This window comes from Streptomyces sp. DH10 (assembly GCF_029813805.1).
GTDB lineage: Bacteria > Actinomycetota > Actinomycetes > Streptomycetales > Streptomycetaceae > Streptomyces > Streptomyces coeruleofuscus.
The window spans coordinates 341,433-357,300 of the sequence record NZ_JARVKU010000003.1 but is presented as its reverse complement, the minus strand read 5'-3'; the positions used below and the strand labels follow the sequence as shown (position 1 = coordinate 357,300).

Below are 15,868 nucleotides of genomic sequence, written 5' to 3'. Positions count from 1 at the left end.
TCGGCGCCCGGCGCCCGGCGCCCGCGCGCGGACCGACCGGTGTCCCTGTCCCGAACCGATCCGCGTCTCTGGCCCGGACCCGGTCCGCGTCCCGGCCCGGATCGGTTCGTGTCCCGGCCCGGATCGGTTCGTGTCCCCGGCCCGAACCCGGCCCGCATCCCCGGCTCCAACCCCGATCCGCGTCTCTGGCCCGAACCCGGCCCGCATCCCCGGCCCGAGTTCGACCCGCATCCCCGGCCCCGGTCGGTCCGTGTCCCAGGCCCGGACCGACCCGCCCCCCAAGTTGGACCGACGGCCACCCCAGCCCAGACCGCCCCGCCCCGCCGCCGAGACCACCCCCACCACTCCCACCACCCGTGGCCGACAATGATCCGGTGAACGACCTCGCCCTCCTCCTCAGCCCCGAAGGCCGCGCCCTCCTCGACGAGGTGCGGGACACCGATCCGGCGCGGGAGCTGGCCGTCGCGACCCGGTTGCGTCGCGAGCACCCCGCCGAGCTGGTGTCGGCGGCGCTGGGCCAGGCGCGGCTGCGGCAGCGGGCGGTGGTGAAGTTCGGGGCCGAGGACGCGGGACGGATGTTCTTCACGCCGAACGGGGTCGAGCAGTCGACCCGGGCGAGCGTGGCGGCCTACCGGGCGCGGCGGCTCGCGGAGGCGGGCGTGACCTCGGTCGCCGACCTGTGCTGCGGCATCGGCGGTGACGCGATCGCGCTGGCCCGGGCCGGGATCCGGGTCCTGGCCGTCGACCGTGATCCGACGACGGCCGCGGTGGCACGGGCGAACGCCGAGGCCCTGGGCCTGTCAGGCCTGATCGAGGTGCGGGAGGCGGATGTCACCGAGGTGGACACGGCCGGGTACGACGCCGTGTTCGTCGACCCGGCCAGGCGCGGCGGCCGGGGCCGGATCTTCGACCCCGAGGCGTACTCGCCGCCGCTGTCCTGGGCGGTCTCCGCCGCCCGCCGCGCCCCTCGCGCCGCCGCGCTGAAGATCGCCCCCGGCATCCCGCACGAGGCGGTCCCCGAGGACGCCGAGGCCGAGTGGATCTCCGACGGCGGCGATGTGAAGGAGGCGGTGCTGTGGTTCGGCACCGCGCCCGGGGCCGTACGGGCCACCCTGCTGCCGGGCCCGCGCACGCTGCTCTCCCGCGGCCTGCCCGACCCGGCGGTCCGCCCGCCCGGCCGTTACCTCTACGAGCCCGACGGTGCCGTCATCCGGGCCCATCTGGTCGCCGAGGTGGCCGACGAGGTCGGCGGCGGACTGCTCGACGCGACCATCGCGTACGTCACGGCCGACGCACTGCACCCGACCCCGTACGCGACCGCCTACGAGATCACCGACCATCTCCCCTTCAACGTCAAGAAGCTGAAGGCCCTGTTGCGGGAGCGGGAGGTCGGCAACCTCACGGTGAAGAAGCGGGGCTCGGCGGTCGAGCCGGAGGAGCTCCGCAGGAAGGTCAAGCCCCAGGGCCGCCACTCGGCCACGGTGTTCCTGACGCGGGTGGCGGGAGCACCGGCGATGCTCATCGGGCACCCCGCGTAGGCAGGAGCCGGCACGCTGCGCGGGCAGCAGCCGTCAGGCCTGTTCCGCCGCCCGCCGCGACAGCAGCTCCCTTTCCCGCTCGTTGCGCGTCAGCGATGCGGCCCGCTCGAACTCGGCCCGGGCCTCCTGCGTGCGGCCGAGGCGGGACAGGAGGTCGCCGCGCACACTGGGCAGCAGGTGGTAGTCCCGCAGGGCGGGGTCGGCCAGCAGGGAGTCGACGATGGCCAGGGCGGCGGCCGGGCCCTCGGCCATCGAGACGGCCACCGCGCGGTTCAGTTCCACGACCGGGGACGGGGAGCGGGCGGCCAGGACGCCGTACAGGGTGGCGATGCGGGTCCAGTCGGTCTCCTCGTAGGAGTACGCGTGCGCGTGGCAGGCGGCGATGGCGGCCTGGAGGAGGTACGGGCCCGGTGCGCCGGAGCAGGCGGCCTCGGCCCTGCCCAGCGCGGCGATGCCGCGGGTGATGAGCATGCGGTTCCAGCGGGCGCGGTTCTGGTCCTTGAGGAGGACCGGTTCGCCGGAGGGGCCCGTGCGGGCTGCCGTGCGGGACGCCTGGAACTCCAGGAGAGCTGTCAGGCCGTGCACCTCGGGTTCCTTCGGCATGAGGGCCGAGAGCACACGGGCCAGGCGCAGGGCGTCCTCGCACAGGGACGGGCGGAGCCAGTCGTCGCCGGCCGTGGCTGCGTATCCCTCGTTGAAGACGAGGTAGATGACGTCGAGGACCGAGCCGAGGCGGGCCTCGCGGTCGGGGCCGTAGGGCACCTCGAAGGCGATGTTCCGCGTGGCCAGGGTGCGTTTGGCGCGGACGATGCGCTGGGCGACGGTCGGCTCGGGGACCAGGAACGCGCGGGCGATCTCGGCCGTGGTGAGGCCGCCGAGGAGGCGCAGGGTGAGGGCGGTGCGGGCCTCGGTGGACAGGACGGGGTGGCAGGCGGTGAAGACCAGGCGAAGCAGGTCGTCGTCGATGCCGTCCGGGTCGGCGGGTTCTTCCGGGGGAGACACCGTCGACAGGTCCCGGCCGATCTCCGCCAGCTTGCGGGCGTAGTTCTCGCGGCGGCGGACCAGGTCGACGGCGCGGTTGCGGGCGGTGGCCATGAGCCAGGCGCCCGGGTTGTCGGGCACCCCGTCCCGCGGCCACTGCTCCAACGCGGCGACCAGCGCGTCCTGCGCGAGTTCCTCCGCGATGCCGACGTCCCGGACGACCCGGGCGACGCCGGCGATGATGCGGGGCGACTCGATGCGGAAGACGGTTTCGATGGCTGTGCTGGTGCCGCTCGGGTCGGCCGTGGCGCGGCTCGGATCGGCCGTGGTGCGGCTCGAACCGGCCGTGGCGCGGCTCAAATCAGCGGCGGTGCCGCTCGAACCGGCCGTGGCGCCGCTCGAATCAGCGGCGGTGCCGCTCGAACCGGCCGTGGCGCGGCTCAAATCAGCGGCGGTGCCGCTCGGCTCGGCGGTGGTGCCGCTCGGGTCGGCGGTGGGCTGCGGGGTCACAGCCCACCATCAGACACCCGTGGCGCCTCCCGGCCAAGGAGGACCGGTCAGCCCTCGGCGATCTGCCGGACCTCAGCGGTGATCGTCCAGTAGTCCTCGTGCACGGACAGGAATCGCTTGGTCCACTCGATCGCCTCGGCCTTGTCCTTGCACTGGCTGATCGAGTAGCCGCCGATGACCTCCTTGGACTCCGTGAACGGCCCGTCGGTGACGGACAGCTTCCCGTCCTCCCAGGTCACCCGGCTGCCGTCCGCGGTCGGGGTGAGCCCGGCCGTGTCGAGCATGACTCCGGCCTTGGTGATCTCCTCCAGGAGCTTGCCCATCCGCTCCTGGAGTTCGGGGCTCGGGCCCTCGGCGGGGGCGTTCTTCTCGTCGATGCGGATCAGGGTGAGAAAGCGCGGCATGGTGACTCCTCGGGGCTCTGCGGAGCGAGGCCTCTCCTCGCTCTCACCCCTGCGTCGATCGGGAGACGTCCGGATCGACACGCTCGCCGGACTTTTCTCAGAGAATTCTTCCGAGCGCGTTTTTGCAGGTCAGCGCAGCGACTCCCACAGCTCCCGCGCCTCCGGCTCCTCGGCCACCACCCGGTTGGGATCCGACGGCGCCCGCACCACCGGCATCGTCACGGTCCGTACCGCGCTCGCCGACAGATCCTTCAGGCTCTGCCCGAGCCGGGTCAGCTCGGCGAGGGAGTCCAGGCCGGTGTCGGTGGTGAGGCCGGCGGTCACGGCGTCCGCGACCCGGTACAGCTTCGCCGGGTCGGTGAGCAGGTTCTGCGCGGCGATCTGTTCCAGCAGCGCCCTCACCAGCTTCTGCTGGAGGCCTATGCGGCCCAGGTCGCTGCCGTCGCCTATGCCGTGCCGGGTGCGGGCCAGGGCGAGGGCCCGGGTGCCGTCCAGGTGGTGGGTGCCCGCCTTGAGGTGCAGATGGCTGTCGTCGTCGGCGATGTCCTCGTCCGTGGTCACGGTGACGCCGCCGAGCGCGTCGACGAGTTTCGCGAAGCCTGAGAAGTCGATCTCGATGTAGTGGTCCATACGGACGCCGGTAACCGCCTCGACCGTTTTCACGGCGCAGACCGGACCGCCCACCGCGTAGGCGTCGTTGAACATGGAGTTGTACGCGACGGCCGTCGACCCGCCGGACGGGCGCGGGCAGGAGGGGCGGGTGACCAGGGTGTCGCGCGGGATGCTCACCACCGTCGCGCCGGTCCGCCCGGCGTCGAGGTGGACGACCATCGCCGTGTCGGAGCGCGCACCGGAGCTGTCGCCGCCGCCGAGCCTGCGGTTCTCCTCGCCGCTGCGCGAGTCGGAGCCCAGGACCAGGATGTTGAGCGCCTCGCTGGGCAGGGCCGATGCGGAGGTGGACGGCGTGACCTCCGGCTTCGGCGGGCGGTTGTCGCCCAGCGCGTTGTCGATGTCGACGCTGGTGATGTTGTCGCTGAGATGCCGGTAGGCCCAGCCCGCCGCCCCGACGCCCAGCACCAGCGCACCCGCGAGGGAGAAGCCGGCGATCCGCAGCGCTCTCGACCGCCGGCCCATTGCTCTGCCCGCGTCCCCGTTCCCGTCGCGTCCCGTCACGGGCAGAACGTAAGTCCGAATTATTACGAGCAGGACCCCCGGGGCGGTTTTCTTCGGAAATTCTCAGACTTCTCGACCTTGTCGGCCCTGCCTCACCCCAGAGTCACCACGGGCACCGGGTTGCTCCCGCTCCACGAGCCGTTGAAGCCGAACGTGACCGAACCGCCGTCCGGCACGGACCCGTTGTAGGGGGCGTTCACGCAACTGACCGCCGCGCCCGACTGCGTGCAGCTCGCGTTCCAGGCCTGTGTGATGCGCTGCCCGGCGCCGAACGCCCAGTCCGCCTTCCACGACGACAGCGAGGCCCCCGAGCAGGCGATCCGCACCTGGCCCGTGTAGCCCGTGTCCCACTGGCTGGTGACGCTGTACGTCGCCGAGCAGGCGCCCGTGGGCGGGGTCGTCGTCCCGCCGAGGGCCTCCCCGATGGCGTGGTACGCCGGTTTCGGCTGGTAGTTCTCGTCGTACGGCGTGGCCGCACCCTCGCCGGGGAAGGTGTCCGGAATCCAGGAGTCGGAGTCGGTGAAGCCCCAGACGGTGACGCCGGAACAGCGCGCGACCGCCACGCAGGCGTTCATGACCGCCTTGTAGTCGGCGGCCTGCTGGGTCAGCTTCGCCTGCGTCACCGGCAGCTGCATCCGGATGTCCAGCTCGGTGATCGCCACGTCGACGCCCAGGTCGGCGAAGCGCTGGATGTTCTGCCGCATCGTCGAGGGCACCTGGCCGACGATGAGATGGGCCTGGAGCCCGACTCCGTCGATCGGGACTCCGCGCTCCTTCAGCGACTTGACCAGGTTGTAGAGGGCCGTGCTCTTCGCGTTGACGCCTTCGACGTTGTAGTCGTTGATGTACAGCCTGGCGCTGGGGTCGGCGGCCCGGGCCCAGGTGAGGGCCTGCGCGATGTAGTCCTGGCCGAGGGTGTCGTGGAAGAGGGTCCGGCGGTAGGTGCCGTCCTCGTTGAAGGGCTCGTTGACCACGTCCCAGGCGGCCAGCCGGCCCTTGTAGCGGCCGACCTCGGTGGCGATGTGGTCCTGGACGATGGCGCTGAGCTGGTCCCGGGTCCAGCTGCCGTTCGTCAGCCAGCCCGGGTTCTGCTGGTGCCAGAGGAGGGTGTGGCCGCGCACCTGCTGACCGTGGGCCTCGGCGAAGTCCACGATCCGGTCGGCCTCGGCCCAGTCGTGGCTGCCTCGGCTCGGCTCGACGGTGCCCCACTTCATGGCGTTGCCGGGGGTGAGCCAGTTGAACTCGCGCCCGGCGATCTCGCCGTAGGTGCCGGTGAGTTTCGAGCCGGTGACCGCCGTGCCCATGACCTTGCCCTTGGCTTCGGCGAGGTCGCGCAGCGGAGTGTCGGCGGCGTGTGACGCGGGGGCCGAGAGCAGCAGGGAACCGGCCGCGACGACTCCGGCCAGCAGGGATGCGAGTAAGCCCGAGCTCAGCGATCTCATTGCGGGTGCCTCCGAAAGTTTCGGTGGTGCAACCGATTGGCTTCGGTGCAGTGTGGAGACGCTCGGAACACCCGTCAATACGGCAACAGCGGTCGGCGGTCAGCCGCCCGCGGGCGCCGCCGTACTGCTGCGCACCACCAGGCTCGTCGCCAGCTCCACGCGGGTGGCAGCCGGGGTGCCGGCCTCGCGACCGAGGTCGAGGACCAGCTTGGCCGCGGCCTCGGCCATCTCCGTCAGCGGCTGCCGTACGGTCGTCAGCGGCGGCCCGACCAGGGGCGCCACCGGCAGATCGTCGAACCCGACCACGCTCAGGTCCTCGGGGATGCGCAGTCCCAGCTCGCGCGCGGCCTCGTACAGTCCGAGCGCCTGGAGGTCGTTCCCGGCGAAGACGGCGGTCGGCCGGTCCGGGCGGCGCAGCAGCTCCAGACCCAGCCGGTAGCCGGCCTCGTGGTGGAAGTCGCCGTTCGCGATCAGCCCCGGGTCGACCGGCAGCCCGGCCGTCTCCAGCGCGGCCCGGTAGCCGTCGACCCGGGCGCGGCTGCACATCATCTGCGTCGGCCCGCTGATCGCGCCGATCCTGCGGTGCCCCAGCTCGACCAGATGCCGGGTGGCCGCGAGGCCGCCCTGCCAGTTGGTCGCGCCGATCGACGGCACGTCGGCCCCCGGGTCACCGGCCGGGTCCATCACCACGAACGGGATGGCGCGGCTGGTCAGCAGCGCCCGCTGCGACTCGTCGAGCCCGGACAGCACGAGGACCACGCCGTGCGGGCGGCGAGCGGCGACCTGGTCGGCCCAGGTCCGCCCGGGGGTGAGCCGCCCCGCGCTCTCCGACAGCACCACGCTGAGCCCCGCGTCCCGGGCCACGTTCTCCACACCCCGGATGACCTCCAGAGCCCAGGCGCTCTCCAGCTCGTGGAAGACCAGGTCGATCAGGGGTGAGCGGGTCGCCTCGGCCCGGCGCCGCCGGTAGCCGTGGGCCCGCAGCAGATCCTCAACACGGGCCCGGGTGGCGGGGGCGACGTCGGCGCGGCCGTTGAGGACCTTCGAAACAGTCGGCGCCGACACACCGGCCTCACGGGCGATCTCGGCGAGCGTCGCTGTCTGCGCGCTGCGCCCCTGCGTCCGGTTTTGCGTCCGGCTTTCCACCGGCTCCGGGGATGTCATGGCGGCGATCGTATCCCTGCGGGCCCCCTTGACGAAGTCCCCGGGGCGCCATAGGTTCCCGGAACATTCGACATAGTTACCGAAACATTCGTGGAAGCGGGCGTGCACGACGCTCGTGAGCACCGTTCGTGAGAGGGCCGTCCGTCCACCCGACAGGAGCTTCATGACCACCGCGCCCTGGCGTGACCCCGCCCTGCCCGCCGCCGCCCGCGTCGACGACCTGCTCTCCCGGATGACCCTGGAGGAGAAGACCGCCCAGCTGTACGGCGTGTGGGTGGGCGCCTCGACGGACGGCGACGGAGTCGCTCCGCACCAGCACGACATGACGGTCGACTACGACTGGGACGACCTGATCAGCCGCGGCCTGGGCCAGCTCACGCGCTCCTTCGGCACCGCCCCCGTGGACCCGGCGCTGGGCGCGCAGGCACTGGCCCGCGCCCAGCGCCGCATCACCGAGGCCGGCCGCTTCGGCATCCCGGCGATCGCGCACGAGGAGTGCCTGGCCGGCTTCACCGCCTGGCAGGCCACGGCCTACCCGGTCCCGCTGGCCTGGGGAGCGACCTGGGATCCCCCGCTGGTCGAGGAGATGGCCCGCCGCATCGGCGACGACCTGCGCTCGGCCGGCGTGCACCAGGGCCTCGCGCCCGTCCTGGACGTCGTACGCGATCCGCGCTGGGGCCGCGTGGAGGAGACGATCGGCGAGGACCCGTACCTGGTCGGCACGGTCGGCACGGCCTATGTGCGGGGCCTGGAGTCGGCCGGGATCGTCGCCACGCTGAAGCACTTCGCCGGGTACGCCTCCTCGGCCGGCGCCCGCAACCTGGCCCCCGTACGGGCGGGCACCCGCGAGTTCGCGGACGTCACGCTCCCGCCCTTCGAGATGGCGCTGCGCGAGGGCGGGGCCCGTTCGGTGATGGCCGCGTACACGGAGCGGGACGGCGTCCCGGCCTCGGCGGACCCCGAGCTGCTGACCGGGCTCCTGCGCGAGGAGTGGGGCTTCACCGGCACGGTCGTCGCGGACTACTTCGGCATCGGCTTCCTCCAGACCCTCCACCGGGTCGCCGGCACCCCGGCCGAGGCGGCCCACGCGGCTCTGGAGGCCGGCATCGACGTCGAACTGCCGAGCCTCAAGTGCTACGGCGATCCCCTGGTGGACGCGGTCCGCTCGGGCGAGATCCCCGAGGAGCTCGTGGACCGCGCGGCCCGCCGCGTCCTGCTCCAGAAGTGCGAGCTGGGCCTGCTGGACGAGGACTGGACGCCCGAGCCGGCCGCCGCGGTCGAGCTGGACTCGACGGGCAACCGCATCCTGGCCCGCCGCCTGGCCGAGGAGTCGGTCGTCCTGCTCGACAACCCCGACGGCCTGCTCCCGCTGGCCCCCGACACCCGGATCGCGGTGATCGGCCCCCGGGCGGCCGACGCCCTGGCCATGCTGGGCTGCTACTCCTTCCCCTCCCACGTCCTCACCCACCACCCCGGCGTCCCGACCGGCATCGAGATCCCGACCGTCCTCGACGCCCTGCGCACCGAACTCCCCGACGCCAAGGTGACGTTCGCGCCGGGCTGCGACGTGACGGACCCGGACGCCTCCGGCTTCGAGGAGGCCATCGCCCGCACCGCCGAGGCGGACGTGTGCGTGGCGGTCCTCGGCGACCGGGCGGGCCTGTTCGGCCGCGGCACGTCGGGCGAGGGCTGCGACGCGACGGACCTCGCCCTGCCGGGCGCCCAGGGCGAACTGCTGGACGCACTGGTCGCCACGGGCGTCCCCGTGGTGCTGGTACTGCTGACCGGCCGTCCCTACGCCCTCGGCCGCTGGCACGGCCGCCTGAGCGCGGTCGTCCAGGCGTTCTTCCCCGGGGAGGAGGGCGGCCCGGCGGTGGCGGGAGTGCTGTCGGGCCGCGTGAACCCGTCGGGCCGCCTCCCCGTGAGCGTCCCGCAGGTCCCCGGCGGCCAGCCCTGGACGTACCTCCAGCCGCCCCTCGGCCTCGCGGGCGAGGTCAGCAACCTCGACCCGACCCCGCTGTACGCCTTCGGGCACGGCCGCTCGTACACGACGTTCGTCTGGGAGGACGGCACGGGCGGCGAGGAGCCGGCGGAGATCGGCACCGACGGGACGTACGACGTCTCGGTGACCGTCCGCAACACCGGCGACCGCGAAGGGGCGGAGGTCGTGCAGCTGTATCTGCACGACCCGGTGGCGTCGGTGACCCGGCCCGATGTGCGGCTGGTGGGCTACCGGCGCGTGGCGGCGGCCCCGGGCGAGGCGGTGCGGGTGACGTTCCGCTTCCACGCGGACCTGTCGGCGTTCACCGACCGCACCGGCCGCCGGATCGTCGAACCGGGGGCGCTGGAGCTGAGGTTGGCGGCCTCCAGCGCGGACACCCGCCACACCGTCCGGCTCACCCTCACGGGCCCGCGTCGGACACTCGGCACCGACCGGCGGCTGCGCTGCGAGACGGAGGTCTCGGAGCTGCCGTGAGATCGTCGTGATCGAGGACGGCCGCCTGGCGGAGGAGGGCACCCACGGCGAGCTGATGGAGCACGACGGCATCTACGCCTACCTGTTCAACCTCCAGGCGGCCGGCTACCGGGCCGAGGACGGCCCCGACGGCACCGGCGACGAGGAGAGGCAGGACCGGGAGGAGGCGGCGCTGCGATGACGCTGTCCGTGATGTTCCCCGTCATGCCGGAGCGCATCGAGGACCTGGTCCGCTCGCCCGCCGAGTGGAGTCAGGCGCCGCCGACCGACTCGAACCGCCACCGGTGCACGGCCCGGGTCACCAACTCCCCGTCCGGCTCCGGCAGTTCCGGCAGCTCGGCGTCGTACGGAGCGTCCCACCAGGTGATGACGAGGACCCGGTCCTGAGGAGCGCGCAGGGTCTCCCGGCGCAGGGGGGCGCTGGGCAGTTCCTGCGCCCGCGCCCAGGCCAGCAGGTCCTCGCCCCGGCCGGGCACCGCCCGCGCCTCCCACATCAAGGCGACCGTCACGAGTAGAGGTTCTCCTTGCTGATCTCGTGCACGTGGTCGTGGTCGTGGTCGTGCCGGTGGCCCGGCACATGCGGCTCCGTCACCGGCAGCGAGGAGTCCGCCGGCAGGTCCCAGCTCGACGCGGGCCGGTTCCGGGCCACCATCTCGGCGCCGAGCGCGGCGACCATCGCGCCGTTGTCCGTGCACAGCTTGGGCCGCGGCACCCGCAACCGGATCCCGGCCGCCTCGCAGCGCTCCTGGGCCAGGGCGCGCAGCCGGGAGTTGGCGGCCACACCGCCGCCGATCATCAGGTGGTCGACGCCCTCGTCCTTGCAGGCCCGGACGGCCTTGCGGGTCAGCACGTCCACGACCGCCTCCTGGAAGGAGGCCGCAACGTCCCGCACCGGGACCTCCTCCCCCGCCGCCCGCTTCGCCTCGATCCAGCGCGCCACGGCCGTCTTCAGCCCGGAGAAGGAGAAGTCGTAGGCCGGGTCGCGCGGACCGGTCAGCCCGCGCGGGAAGGCGATCGCGCCCGGGTCGCCCTCGCGTGCGTACCGGTCGATGACCGGGCCGCCCGGGAAGCCGAGGTTCAGCACGCGGGCGATCTTGTCGAAGGCCTCACCGGCCGCGTCGTCGATGGTCGCGCCCATCGGGCGGACGTCGGAGGTGATGTCCGAGGACAGCAGCAGCGAGGAGTGGCCGCCGGACACCAGCAGGGCCATGGTCGGCTCGGGCAGCGCACCGTGCTCCAGCTGGTCGACGCAGATGTGCGAGGCGAGGTGGTTGACGCCGTACAGCGGCTTGCCGAGGGCGTACGCGTACGCCTTCGCCGCCGAGACGCCGACCAGCAGGGCACCGGCGAGGCCGGGACCGGCGGTGACGGCGATGCCGTCGAGGTCGCGGGCGCTGACTCCCGCCTCCTTCAGGGCGCGGTCGATGGTGGGCACCATCGCCTCCAGGTGCGCCCGGGAGGCGACCTCGGGCACGACACCGCCGAAGCGGGCGTGCTCGTCGACGCTGGAGGCGACGGCGTCGGCGAGCAGGGTGTTGCCGCGGACGACGCCGACGCCGGTCTCGTCGCAGGAGGTCTCGATGCCGAGAACGAGAGGCTCGTCGCGTGAGTCAGTCATTGATCTGGGTTCCTTGTACGGGAGCCGAACCCGCGGCGGAGCCGCTGTCGGGTTTCGTGGTCAGTCGCATCACCAGGGCGTCCACGTTCCCCGGCTGGTAGTAGCCGCGCCTGAAGCCGATGGCCTCGAAGCCGAAGCGCTCGTACAGCTTCTGCGCGCGGATGTTGTCCACCCGGCACTCCAGCATCACTTCGGCGCACTCGAAGGCGGTCGCGGCCCGCAGCAGTTCGCTGAGGAGCCGGCCGCCCAGCCCCGTCCCCCAGTAATCCCGGGTGACGGCGATGGTCTGGATGTCGGCCTGCTCGCCGGAGGAGGCGACACCGGCGTACCCGACGATCCGCTCCCCCTCCTCGGCCACGAGGTACTTCCGGCTCGCCTCCGGCCCGCGCGCATGGGCCAGCTCGGACCAGAACATGCCCCGCGACCAGGCGTCGTCGGGGAACAGGTTCCGCTCCAGCTCCAGCACGGAGTCGATGTCCCACCAGCGCATCTCGCGCAGCACACACGTCTCGGACCCGGTCACTTGGGGGTGACCACCTTGTAGTTCTTGGGGACTTGGGCGTCGGGGCGGCGCAGATACAGCGGCCGGGGCGCGGGGAGTTCCTCGCCCGCCGCCAGCCGTTCGGCGGCCAGCCGGGCGAGCGCGGCGGCGGACACGTGCTCGGGTTCGTGCGCCTGGGGGAAGGTGTCCGGGTACAGCAGCGCGCCCGCGCCGACCGCGGGCAGCCCCGCGACCTGCTCGGCGATGTCGGCGGGCCGGTCGACGGCCGGGTCGGTGACGCGGGTGCGGGAATCGGCGTAGCGCGCCCAGTACACCTCCTTGCGGCGGGCGTCGGTCGCCACGACGAACGGGCCCCCGATGTCGGCGGCGTAGGCGAGGCCGTCCAGCGTGCACACGCCGTGCACGGGGACGCCGAGCGCGAGCCCGAAGGTCTCGGCGGTCATCAGTCCGACGCGCAGTCCGGTGTACGGGCCCGGCCCGATGCCGGCGACGACACCGGTGACGGCGTCGAGCTTCAGACCGGCCTCGGCGAGCACCCGGTCGATCGCCGGCAGCAGCAGTTCCCCGTGCCGGCGCGCGTCCACCTGACTCGACGAGGCGATGACGTCCCGGCCGTCGTGCAGCGCGACGGTGACGGCGGGTGTGGCGGTATCCAGAGCGAGCAAGAGCACGCAAACAGCCTACGGCTCCCCGGGGCCCGTGTCGGACGTACCTGGCGGGCCGTCACCTGCTGCTACCGTCACCTACCGTCACGGCGCGGCATACGCACCGTGCGCGACAGGGACGTACGACACGGAGGTGGGAGCCGGTGGCACTCAGCAGCTCGGGGATCGTGGCCGGGCTCACCGCCGCGGCCCTCGCGACGGTCGGCTACCTCGCCCACCAGGCGTCACAGACCCTCCCGGCCGGCCTGGGCAGGTCACAGGCGGGCGCCGCACCGGCGGCCGGCGTCTCGAAGGCGCCGCCCCAGGCCAGGAAGGACCCCGCCGCGCTGCCCGGCGATTCCGGCAAGGGCGCACGGGTCGTGTACTCCCTGCGCGGCGACCGGGTGTGGCTGGTCGGCGAGGACGGGACGGTCACCCGTACGTTCGGGGTCCGCCCGAGCGCGGTGGACCCCGCCCCGGGCGGCTACTCGGTCACGTCCCGCTCGAACACGATCACCGGCTCCGACGGCGTCCCCGTCGAGCACGTCGTACGTTTCACCAGCGTGGACGGCGTGGTCATCGGCTTCAGCGCGGCCGTCGACGACTCGACCGCCGCACCGGCCCCGAAGGTCCGCACGGGCGGCATCCGCGAGTCACGCGAGGACGGCGAGGCGATGTGGACCTTCGCAACGATCGGCCGCAAGGTCGTGGTGGTCCGCTAGGCCGCTTCACGGTTGCCCGCAGGCCGCTTCGCGGTGGTCCGCAAGGCCGCCGAGCCGCTGGGTCGCCGAGCGGCAAGGTTGCGGTCGTCCGCAAGGCCGCCGGGGTGCTGGGCCCGCCGGGCCGCAAGGCGGTGGTCGTCCGCCGGGCCGCTGGACTGCTAGGCCACCGCGCCGCTAGGCCGCAGGTCTGGTCGTCCGCCGGGCCGCCAGGCCACCGTGCTGCTACGCCGCAGGGCGTGATCGCCCACGGGGCCGCCAGGCCACGGGGCCGCAGGTCGTGGTCATCCGCTGGGCTAGGCCACCGCGCTGCTAGGCCGCAGGTCGTGGTCGTCCGCCGGGCCGCCAAGCCACCAGGCCACGGGGCCGTGGGAGCCGCAAAGCCGTGGGGCCGCAAGGCCGTCGTGGTCGCCCACTGGGCCGCCAGGCCACGGGGCCGCAAGGTCGTGGTCATCCGCTGGGCTAGGCCACCGGGCTGCTAGGCCGCAGGCCGTGGTCGTCCGCCGAGCCACCGGGCTGCTACGCCGCAGGGCGTGATCGCCCTGGGCCGCTGGCCTGGGCCGCCAGCCACGGGCCACCGAGCCATCAGGCCACCAGGCCACGCTCGGCCGCCAGGCCGCTACGCCGCTTCGCGGTGGTCCGCCACCGGCTCGGTCGGTCCGAGCGGATCGGCGAACCCCGGCTCGGGAGCCCGCGGTGGTGTGGAGATCAGCGCCGCCGCCTCGCCCGCCGCCAGCAGGTCCCGCATGGACACCCCGGCGACCGCGAACGGCAGCGGCTGCGCCTTGCTCTCTGTAGCCGACATGGACGCCTCCCGAAGGCGGGGCGGACGTAGTTAGGTACACCTAACTACGGACTGGATACCATGTGACCACGCACAAGACGCCGAACGCAACATTTTGCCGACGCCTTGTCGGAACGTTCATCAAAACACCACGCGGCAGGAGCTACGCCGCGAGCACGCTCAGGTCCGCCGAAGCCCAGCGTTCCCCCACACCGGTGATCGTCATCTGCCGGACCTCGTCGGTCGTGTCGCCCACCGCGCGGTGGATGACCACCTGGAGCCGGTCCTCGGTCAGCTCCTCGACCTTGCCCTCGCCCCACTCCACGACGACCACGGACTCGGGCAGCGAGACGTCGAGGTCGAGGTCCTCCATCTCGTCCAGCCCGCCGGACAGCCGGTACGCGTCGACATGGACCAGCGGCGGCCCGTCGCCCAGCGACGGATGCACCCGGGCGATCACGAACGTCGGCGAGGTGACGGCCCCGCGCACGCCGAGCCCCTCGCCCAGCCCACGCGTCAGTGTCGTCTTGCCCGCCCCGAGCTCCCCGCTGAGCATCACCAGGTCACCCGCGCGCAGCAGTTTCGCGAGCCGGCGGCCCAGCTCCCGCATCTGCTCGGGGGACGTGACGACGATCTGGACGGATCCGGACTCAGCCGGGTTGTGCGGTGCTGCTGGTGCTCCCATAACCCTTCACGGTAGCTCCTGCGGGCACGGCACCCGTGCGGGTGAGCAGGTCGGCGAGGCGGTCGGTGACCACTTCCGGGTGTTCCAGCATCACCAGGTGCCCCGCGTCCGGCACCAGCACCAGCTCGGCGTCCGGCAGCAGATCGGCGATGGCCTCGCTGTGCTCACTCGGCGTGACCAGATCCTGCACCCCGGCCAGGACGAGGACCGGCATATCCGCGAAACACCCGAGCGCCTCGGTCTTGTCGTGGTCGTTGAACGCCGGGTAGTACTCGGCGACTACGTCGATGGGCGTGCTCTCGATCATCCGCTCGGCGAACCGGGCGATGGCCGGGTCGACGTCCCGGGAGGCGAAGGAGTACCGCTTGATGATCCCGGCGAACAGGTCCGCGGTCGCCCGGCGCCCCTTCTCCACCAGGTCGGCCCGCTGCCCCATCGCCTTCAGCACGCCGGGCAGCACCCGCCGCACCGCGTTGACGCCGGCCACCGGAAGCCCGTAGTTGACCTCGCCGAGCCGCCCCGACGACGTCCCCACGAAGGCCACCCCGACGACCCGCTCCCGGACCAGCTCGGGGTACTGGTCGGCCAGCGCCATCACCGTCATGCCGCCCATCGAGTGCCCGACCAGCACTATCGGCCCCTCGGGCGCGGCCGCGTCGATGACGGCCTTGAGGTCGCGGCCCAGTTGCTCGATGGTGATCGGCTCGCCCCGCCCCTGGGCCACGCCCCGACCCGAGCGGCCGTGGCTGCGCTGGTCCCAGTGGACGGTCCGTACGACGCCTCTGAGCGCCGCCCGCTGGAAGTGCCAGGAGTCCTGGTTGAGGCAGTAGCCGTGGCTGAAGACGACGGTGACGGGGGCGGGGGCCTTGCGGCCGAAGAGCCGGCGGCGGCGCGGGCCGAGGGCGGCGGGGGCGGCCTCCGGGTCGAGGTCGTCGACCTCGTAGTACAGCTCCGTGCCGTCGTCGGCGAACGCCTTGCCGGGCATGCCGCGCAGCGAGCCGTAGGGTCCGGCGGAGTCGAGGACGAGGCGGGCCTTCTGGCGCATGCCCCGGCCGACCGTCATCCGCTCCAGGGCGACACCGGCGGCCGCGCCCGCGGCCACCACGCCTATCGCGACACCGGCGATGCCGGTCGCCCGGCGCCAGCCTCCCGCCGCCCCCGCGGCGGAGGCCGCGACGGCCGCCGTGGCGGCGTTCGCGACGACCTCCGCGCTGCTCTCGCTCACGTA

Annotated in this window: 16 protein-coding genes; 4 read left to right on the top strand and 12 right to left on the bottom strand. The window is 73.1% G+C overall.

The annotated features are described in order from the left end of the window. The first annotated feature begins 374 nt into the window (after nucleotides 1-374). Entirely contained in the window at nucleotides 375-1,538 is a 1,164-nt protein-coding gene (locus QC385_RS08630; protein WP_279540650.1) for a class I SAM-dependent methyltransferase, read from the top strand. A 33-nt stretch (nucleotides 1,539-1,571) separates the two neighbouring features. On the opposite strand, the gene QC385_RS08625 is transcribed toward QC385_RS08630, so the two are convergent. The 5 genes from QC385_RS08625 to QC385_RS08605 all read right to left on the bottom strand — a co-directional run bounded on the left by QC385_RS08625 (nucleotide 1,572) and on the right by QC385_RS08605 (nucleotide 7,212). Continuing rightward, on the bottom strand, nucleotides 1,572-2,795 hold the full coding sequence (locus QC385_RS08625) for an RNA polymerase sigma factor (RefSeq protein WP_279540806.1): 1,224 nt from the start codon (nucleotides 2,793-2,795) through the stop codon (nucleotides 1,572-1,574). A 281-nt stretch (nucleotides 2,796-3,076) separates the two neighbouring features. Next, complete coding sequence (locus tag QC385_RS08620; RefSeq protein ID WP_279540649.1) at nucleotides 3,077-3,433, bottom strand: YciI family protein; 357 nt, start codon at nucleotides 3,431-3,433, stop codon at nucleotides 3,077-3,079. Nucleotides 3,434-3,562: 129 nt separating this feature from the next. Beyond that, the gene (locus QC385_RS08615; protein ID WP_279540805.1) at nucleotides 3,563-4,567 is read right to left on the bottom strand and encodes an LCP family protein; all 1,005 of its coding nucleotides are present in this window, start codon (nucleotides 4,565-4,567) and stop codon (nucleotides 3,563-3,565) included. A gap of 131 nt (nucleotides 4,568-4,698) precedes the next feature. Next, the gene (locus QC385_RS08610; protein WP_279540648.1) at nucleotides 4,699-6,048 is read right to left on the bottom strand and encodes an endo-1,4-beta-xylanase; all 1,350 of its coding nucleotides are present in this window, start codon (nucleotides 6,046-6,048) and stop codon (nucleotides 4,699-4,701) included. 99 nt (nucleotides 6,049-6,147) lie between these two features. Continuing rightward, the gene (locus QC385_RS08605) at nucleotides 6,148-7,212 is read right to left on the bottom strand and encodes a LacI family DNA-binding transcriptional regulator (protein WP_150482557.1); all 1,065 of its coding nucleotides are present in this window, start codon (nucleotides 7,210-7,212) and stop codon (nucleotides 6,148-6,150) included. Nucleotides 7,213-7,375: 163 nt separating this feature from the next. Here QC385_RS08605 and QC385_RS08600 point away from each other — a divergent pair, with 163 nt between their 5' ends. Both QC385_RS08600 and QC385_RS08595 read left to right on the top strand, forming a co-directional pair. Then, nucleotides 7,376-9,688 (top strand): glycoside hydrolase family 3 N-terminal domain-containing protein, encoded by a 2,313-nt coding sequence (locus tag QC385_RS08600; RefSeq protein ID WP_279540647.1) that lies wholly within the window; start codon nucleotides 7,376-7,378, stop codon nucleotides 9,686-9,688. A 7-nt stretch (nucleotides 9,689-9,695) separates the two neighbouring features. Continuing rightward, nucleotides 9,696-9,869 (top strand): hypothetical protein, encoded by a 174-nt coding sequence (locus QC385_RS08595; RefSeq protein ID WP_279540646.1) that lies wholly within the window; start codon nucleotides 9,696-9,698, stop codon nucleotides 9,867-9,869. 70 nt (nucleotides 9,870-9,939) lie between these two features. Here the strand turns inward: QC385_RS08595 and QC385_RS08590 are convergent, their stop codons facing one another. From QC385_RS08590 to tsaB, 4 genes are read right to left on the bottom strand one after another with little or no spacing between them, the layout of a single operon-like run. Further along, nucleotides 9,940-10,197, bottom strand: a complete 258-nt coding sequence (locus QC385_RS08590; RefSeq protein WP_279540645.1) for a hypothetical protein — start codon at nucleotides 10,195-10,197, stop codon at nucleotides 9,940-9,942. Next, nucleotides 10,194-11,306: a tRNA (adenosine(37)-N6)-threonylcarbamoyltransferase complex transferase subunit TsaD gene (gene tsaD / locus QC385_RS08585; RefSeq protein ID WP_279540644.1), complete on the bottom strand. Its 1,113-nt coding sequence runs from the start codon at nucleotides 11,304-11,306 to the stop codon at nucleotides 10,194-10,196. Before tsaD ends, QC385_RS08590 begins: the two co-directional genes overlap by 4 nt. Further along, nucleotides 11,299-11,796, bottom strand: a complete 498-nt coding sequence (rimI, locus tag QC385_RS08580; protein WP_279540804.1) for a ribosomal protein S18-alanine N-acetyltransferase — start codon at nucleotides 11,794-11,796, stop codon at nucleotides 11,299-11,301. Before rimI ends, tsaD begins: the two co-directional genes overlap by 8 nt. A 29-nt stretch (nucleotides 11,797-11,825) precedes the next feature. Further along, nucleotides 11,826-12,479: a tRNA (adenosine(37)-N6)-threonylcarbamoyltransferase complex dimerization subunit type 1 TsaB gene (gene tsaB, locus QC385_RS08575; RefSeq protein ID WP_279540643.1), complete on the bottom strand. Its 654-nt coding sequence runs from the start codon at nucleotides 12,477-12,479 to the stop codon at nucleotides 11,826-11,828. Between the two features lie 137 nt (nucleotides 12,480-12,616). Between tsaB and QC385_RS08570 the strand changes: the two genes are divergently transcribed. Next, nucleotides 12,617-13,174: a hypothetical protein gene (locus QC385_RS08570; RefSeq protein ID WP_279540642.1), complete on the top strand. Its 558-nt coding sequence runs from the start codon at nucleotides 12,617-12,619 to the stop codon at nucleotides 13,172-13,174. 616 nt (nucleotides 13,175-13,790) lie between these two features. Here the strand turns inward: QC385_RS08570 and QC385_RS08565 are convergent. From QC385_RS08565 to QC385_RS08555, 3 genes are all read right to left on the bottom strand, one after another. Next, the gene (locus tag QC385_RS08565; protein ID WP_279540641.1) at nucleotides 13,791-13,976 is read right to left on the bottom strand and encodes a hypothetical protein; all 186 of its coding nucleotides are present in this window, start codon (nucleotides 13,974-13,976) and stop codon (nucleotides 13,791-13,793) included. Between the two features lie 142 nt (nucleotides 13,977-14,118). Then, on the bottom strand, nucleotides 14,119-14,640 hold the full coding sequence (tsaE, locus tag QC385_RS08560; RefSeq protein ID WP_279540640.1) for a tRNA (adenosine(37)-N6)-threonylcarbamoyltransferase complex ATPase subunit type 1 TsaE: 522 nt from the start codon (nucleotides 14,638-14,640) through the stop codon (nucleotides 14,119-14,121). Continuing rightward, nucleotides 14,606-15,865, bottom strand: a complete 1,260-nt coding sequence (locus tag QC385_RS08555; protein WP_279540639.1) for an alpha/beta fold hydrolase — start codon at nucleotides 15,863-15,865, stop codon at nucleotides 14,606-14,608. Before QC385_RS08555 ends, tsaE begins: the two co-directional genes overlap by 35 nt. Between the last annotated feature and the right edge of the window lie 3 nt (nucleotides 15,866-15,868).

Excerpts from the sequence above, each read along its gene's own strand:
- QC385_RS08565 (WP_279540641.1), bottom strand. The coding sequence starts at position 13,976 with ATGTCGGCTACAGAGAGCAAGGCGCAGCCGCTGCCGTTCGCGGTCGCC.
- tsaE (WP_279540640.1), bottom strand. The coding sequence starts at position 14,640 with ATGGGAGCACCAGCAGCACCGCACAACCCGGCTGAGTCCGGATCCGTC.
- QC385_RS08605 (WP_150482557.1), bottom strand. The coding sequence starts at position 7,212 with ATGACATCCCCGGAGCCGGTGGAAAGCCGGACGCAAAACCGGACGCAG.
- rimI (WP_279540804.1), bottom strand. The coding sequence starts at position 11,796 with ATGCGCTGGTGGGACATCGACTCCGTGCTGGAGCTGGAGCGGAACCTG.
- QC385_RS08610 (WP_279540648.1), bottom strand. The coding sequence starts at position 6,048 with ATGAGATCGCTGAGCTCGGGCTTACTCGCATCCCTGCTGGCCGGAGTC.
- tsaD (WP_279540644.1), bottom strand. The coding sequence starts at position 11,306 with ATGACTGACTCACGCGACGAGCCTCTCGTTCTCGGCATCGAGACCTCC.
- QC385_RS08615 (WP_279540805.1), bottom strand. The coding sequence starts at position 4,567 with ATGGGCCGGCGGTCGAGAGCGCTGCGGATCGCCGGCTTCTCCCTCGCG.
- QC385_RS08620 (WP_279540649.1), bottom strand. The coding sequence starts at position 3,433 with ATGCCGCGCTTTCTCACCCTGATCCGCATCGACGAGAAGAACGCCCCC.
- QC385_RS08600 (WP_279540647.1), top strand. The coding sequence starts at position 7,376 with ATGACCACCGCGCCCTGGCGTGACCCCGCCCTGCCCGCCGCCGCCCGC.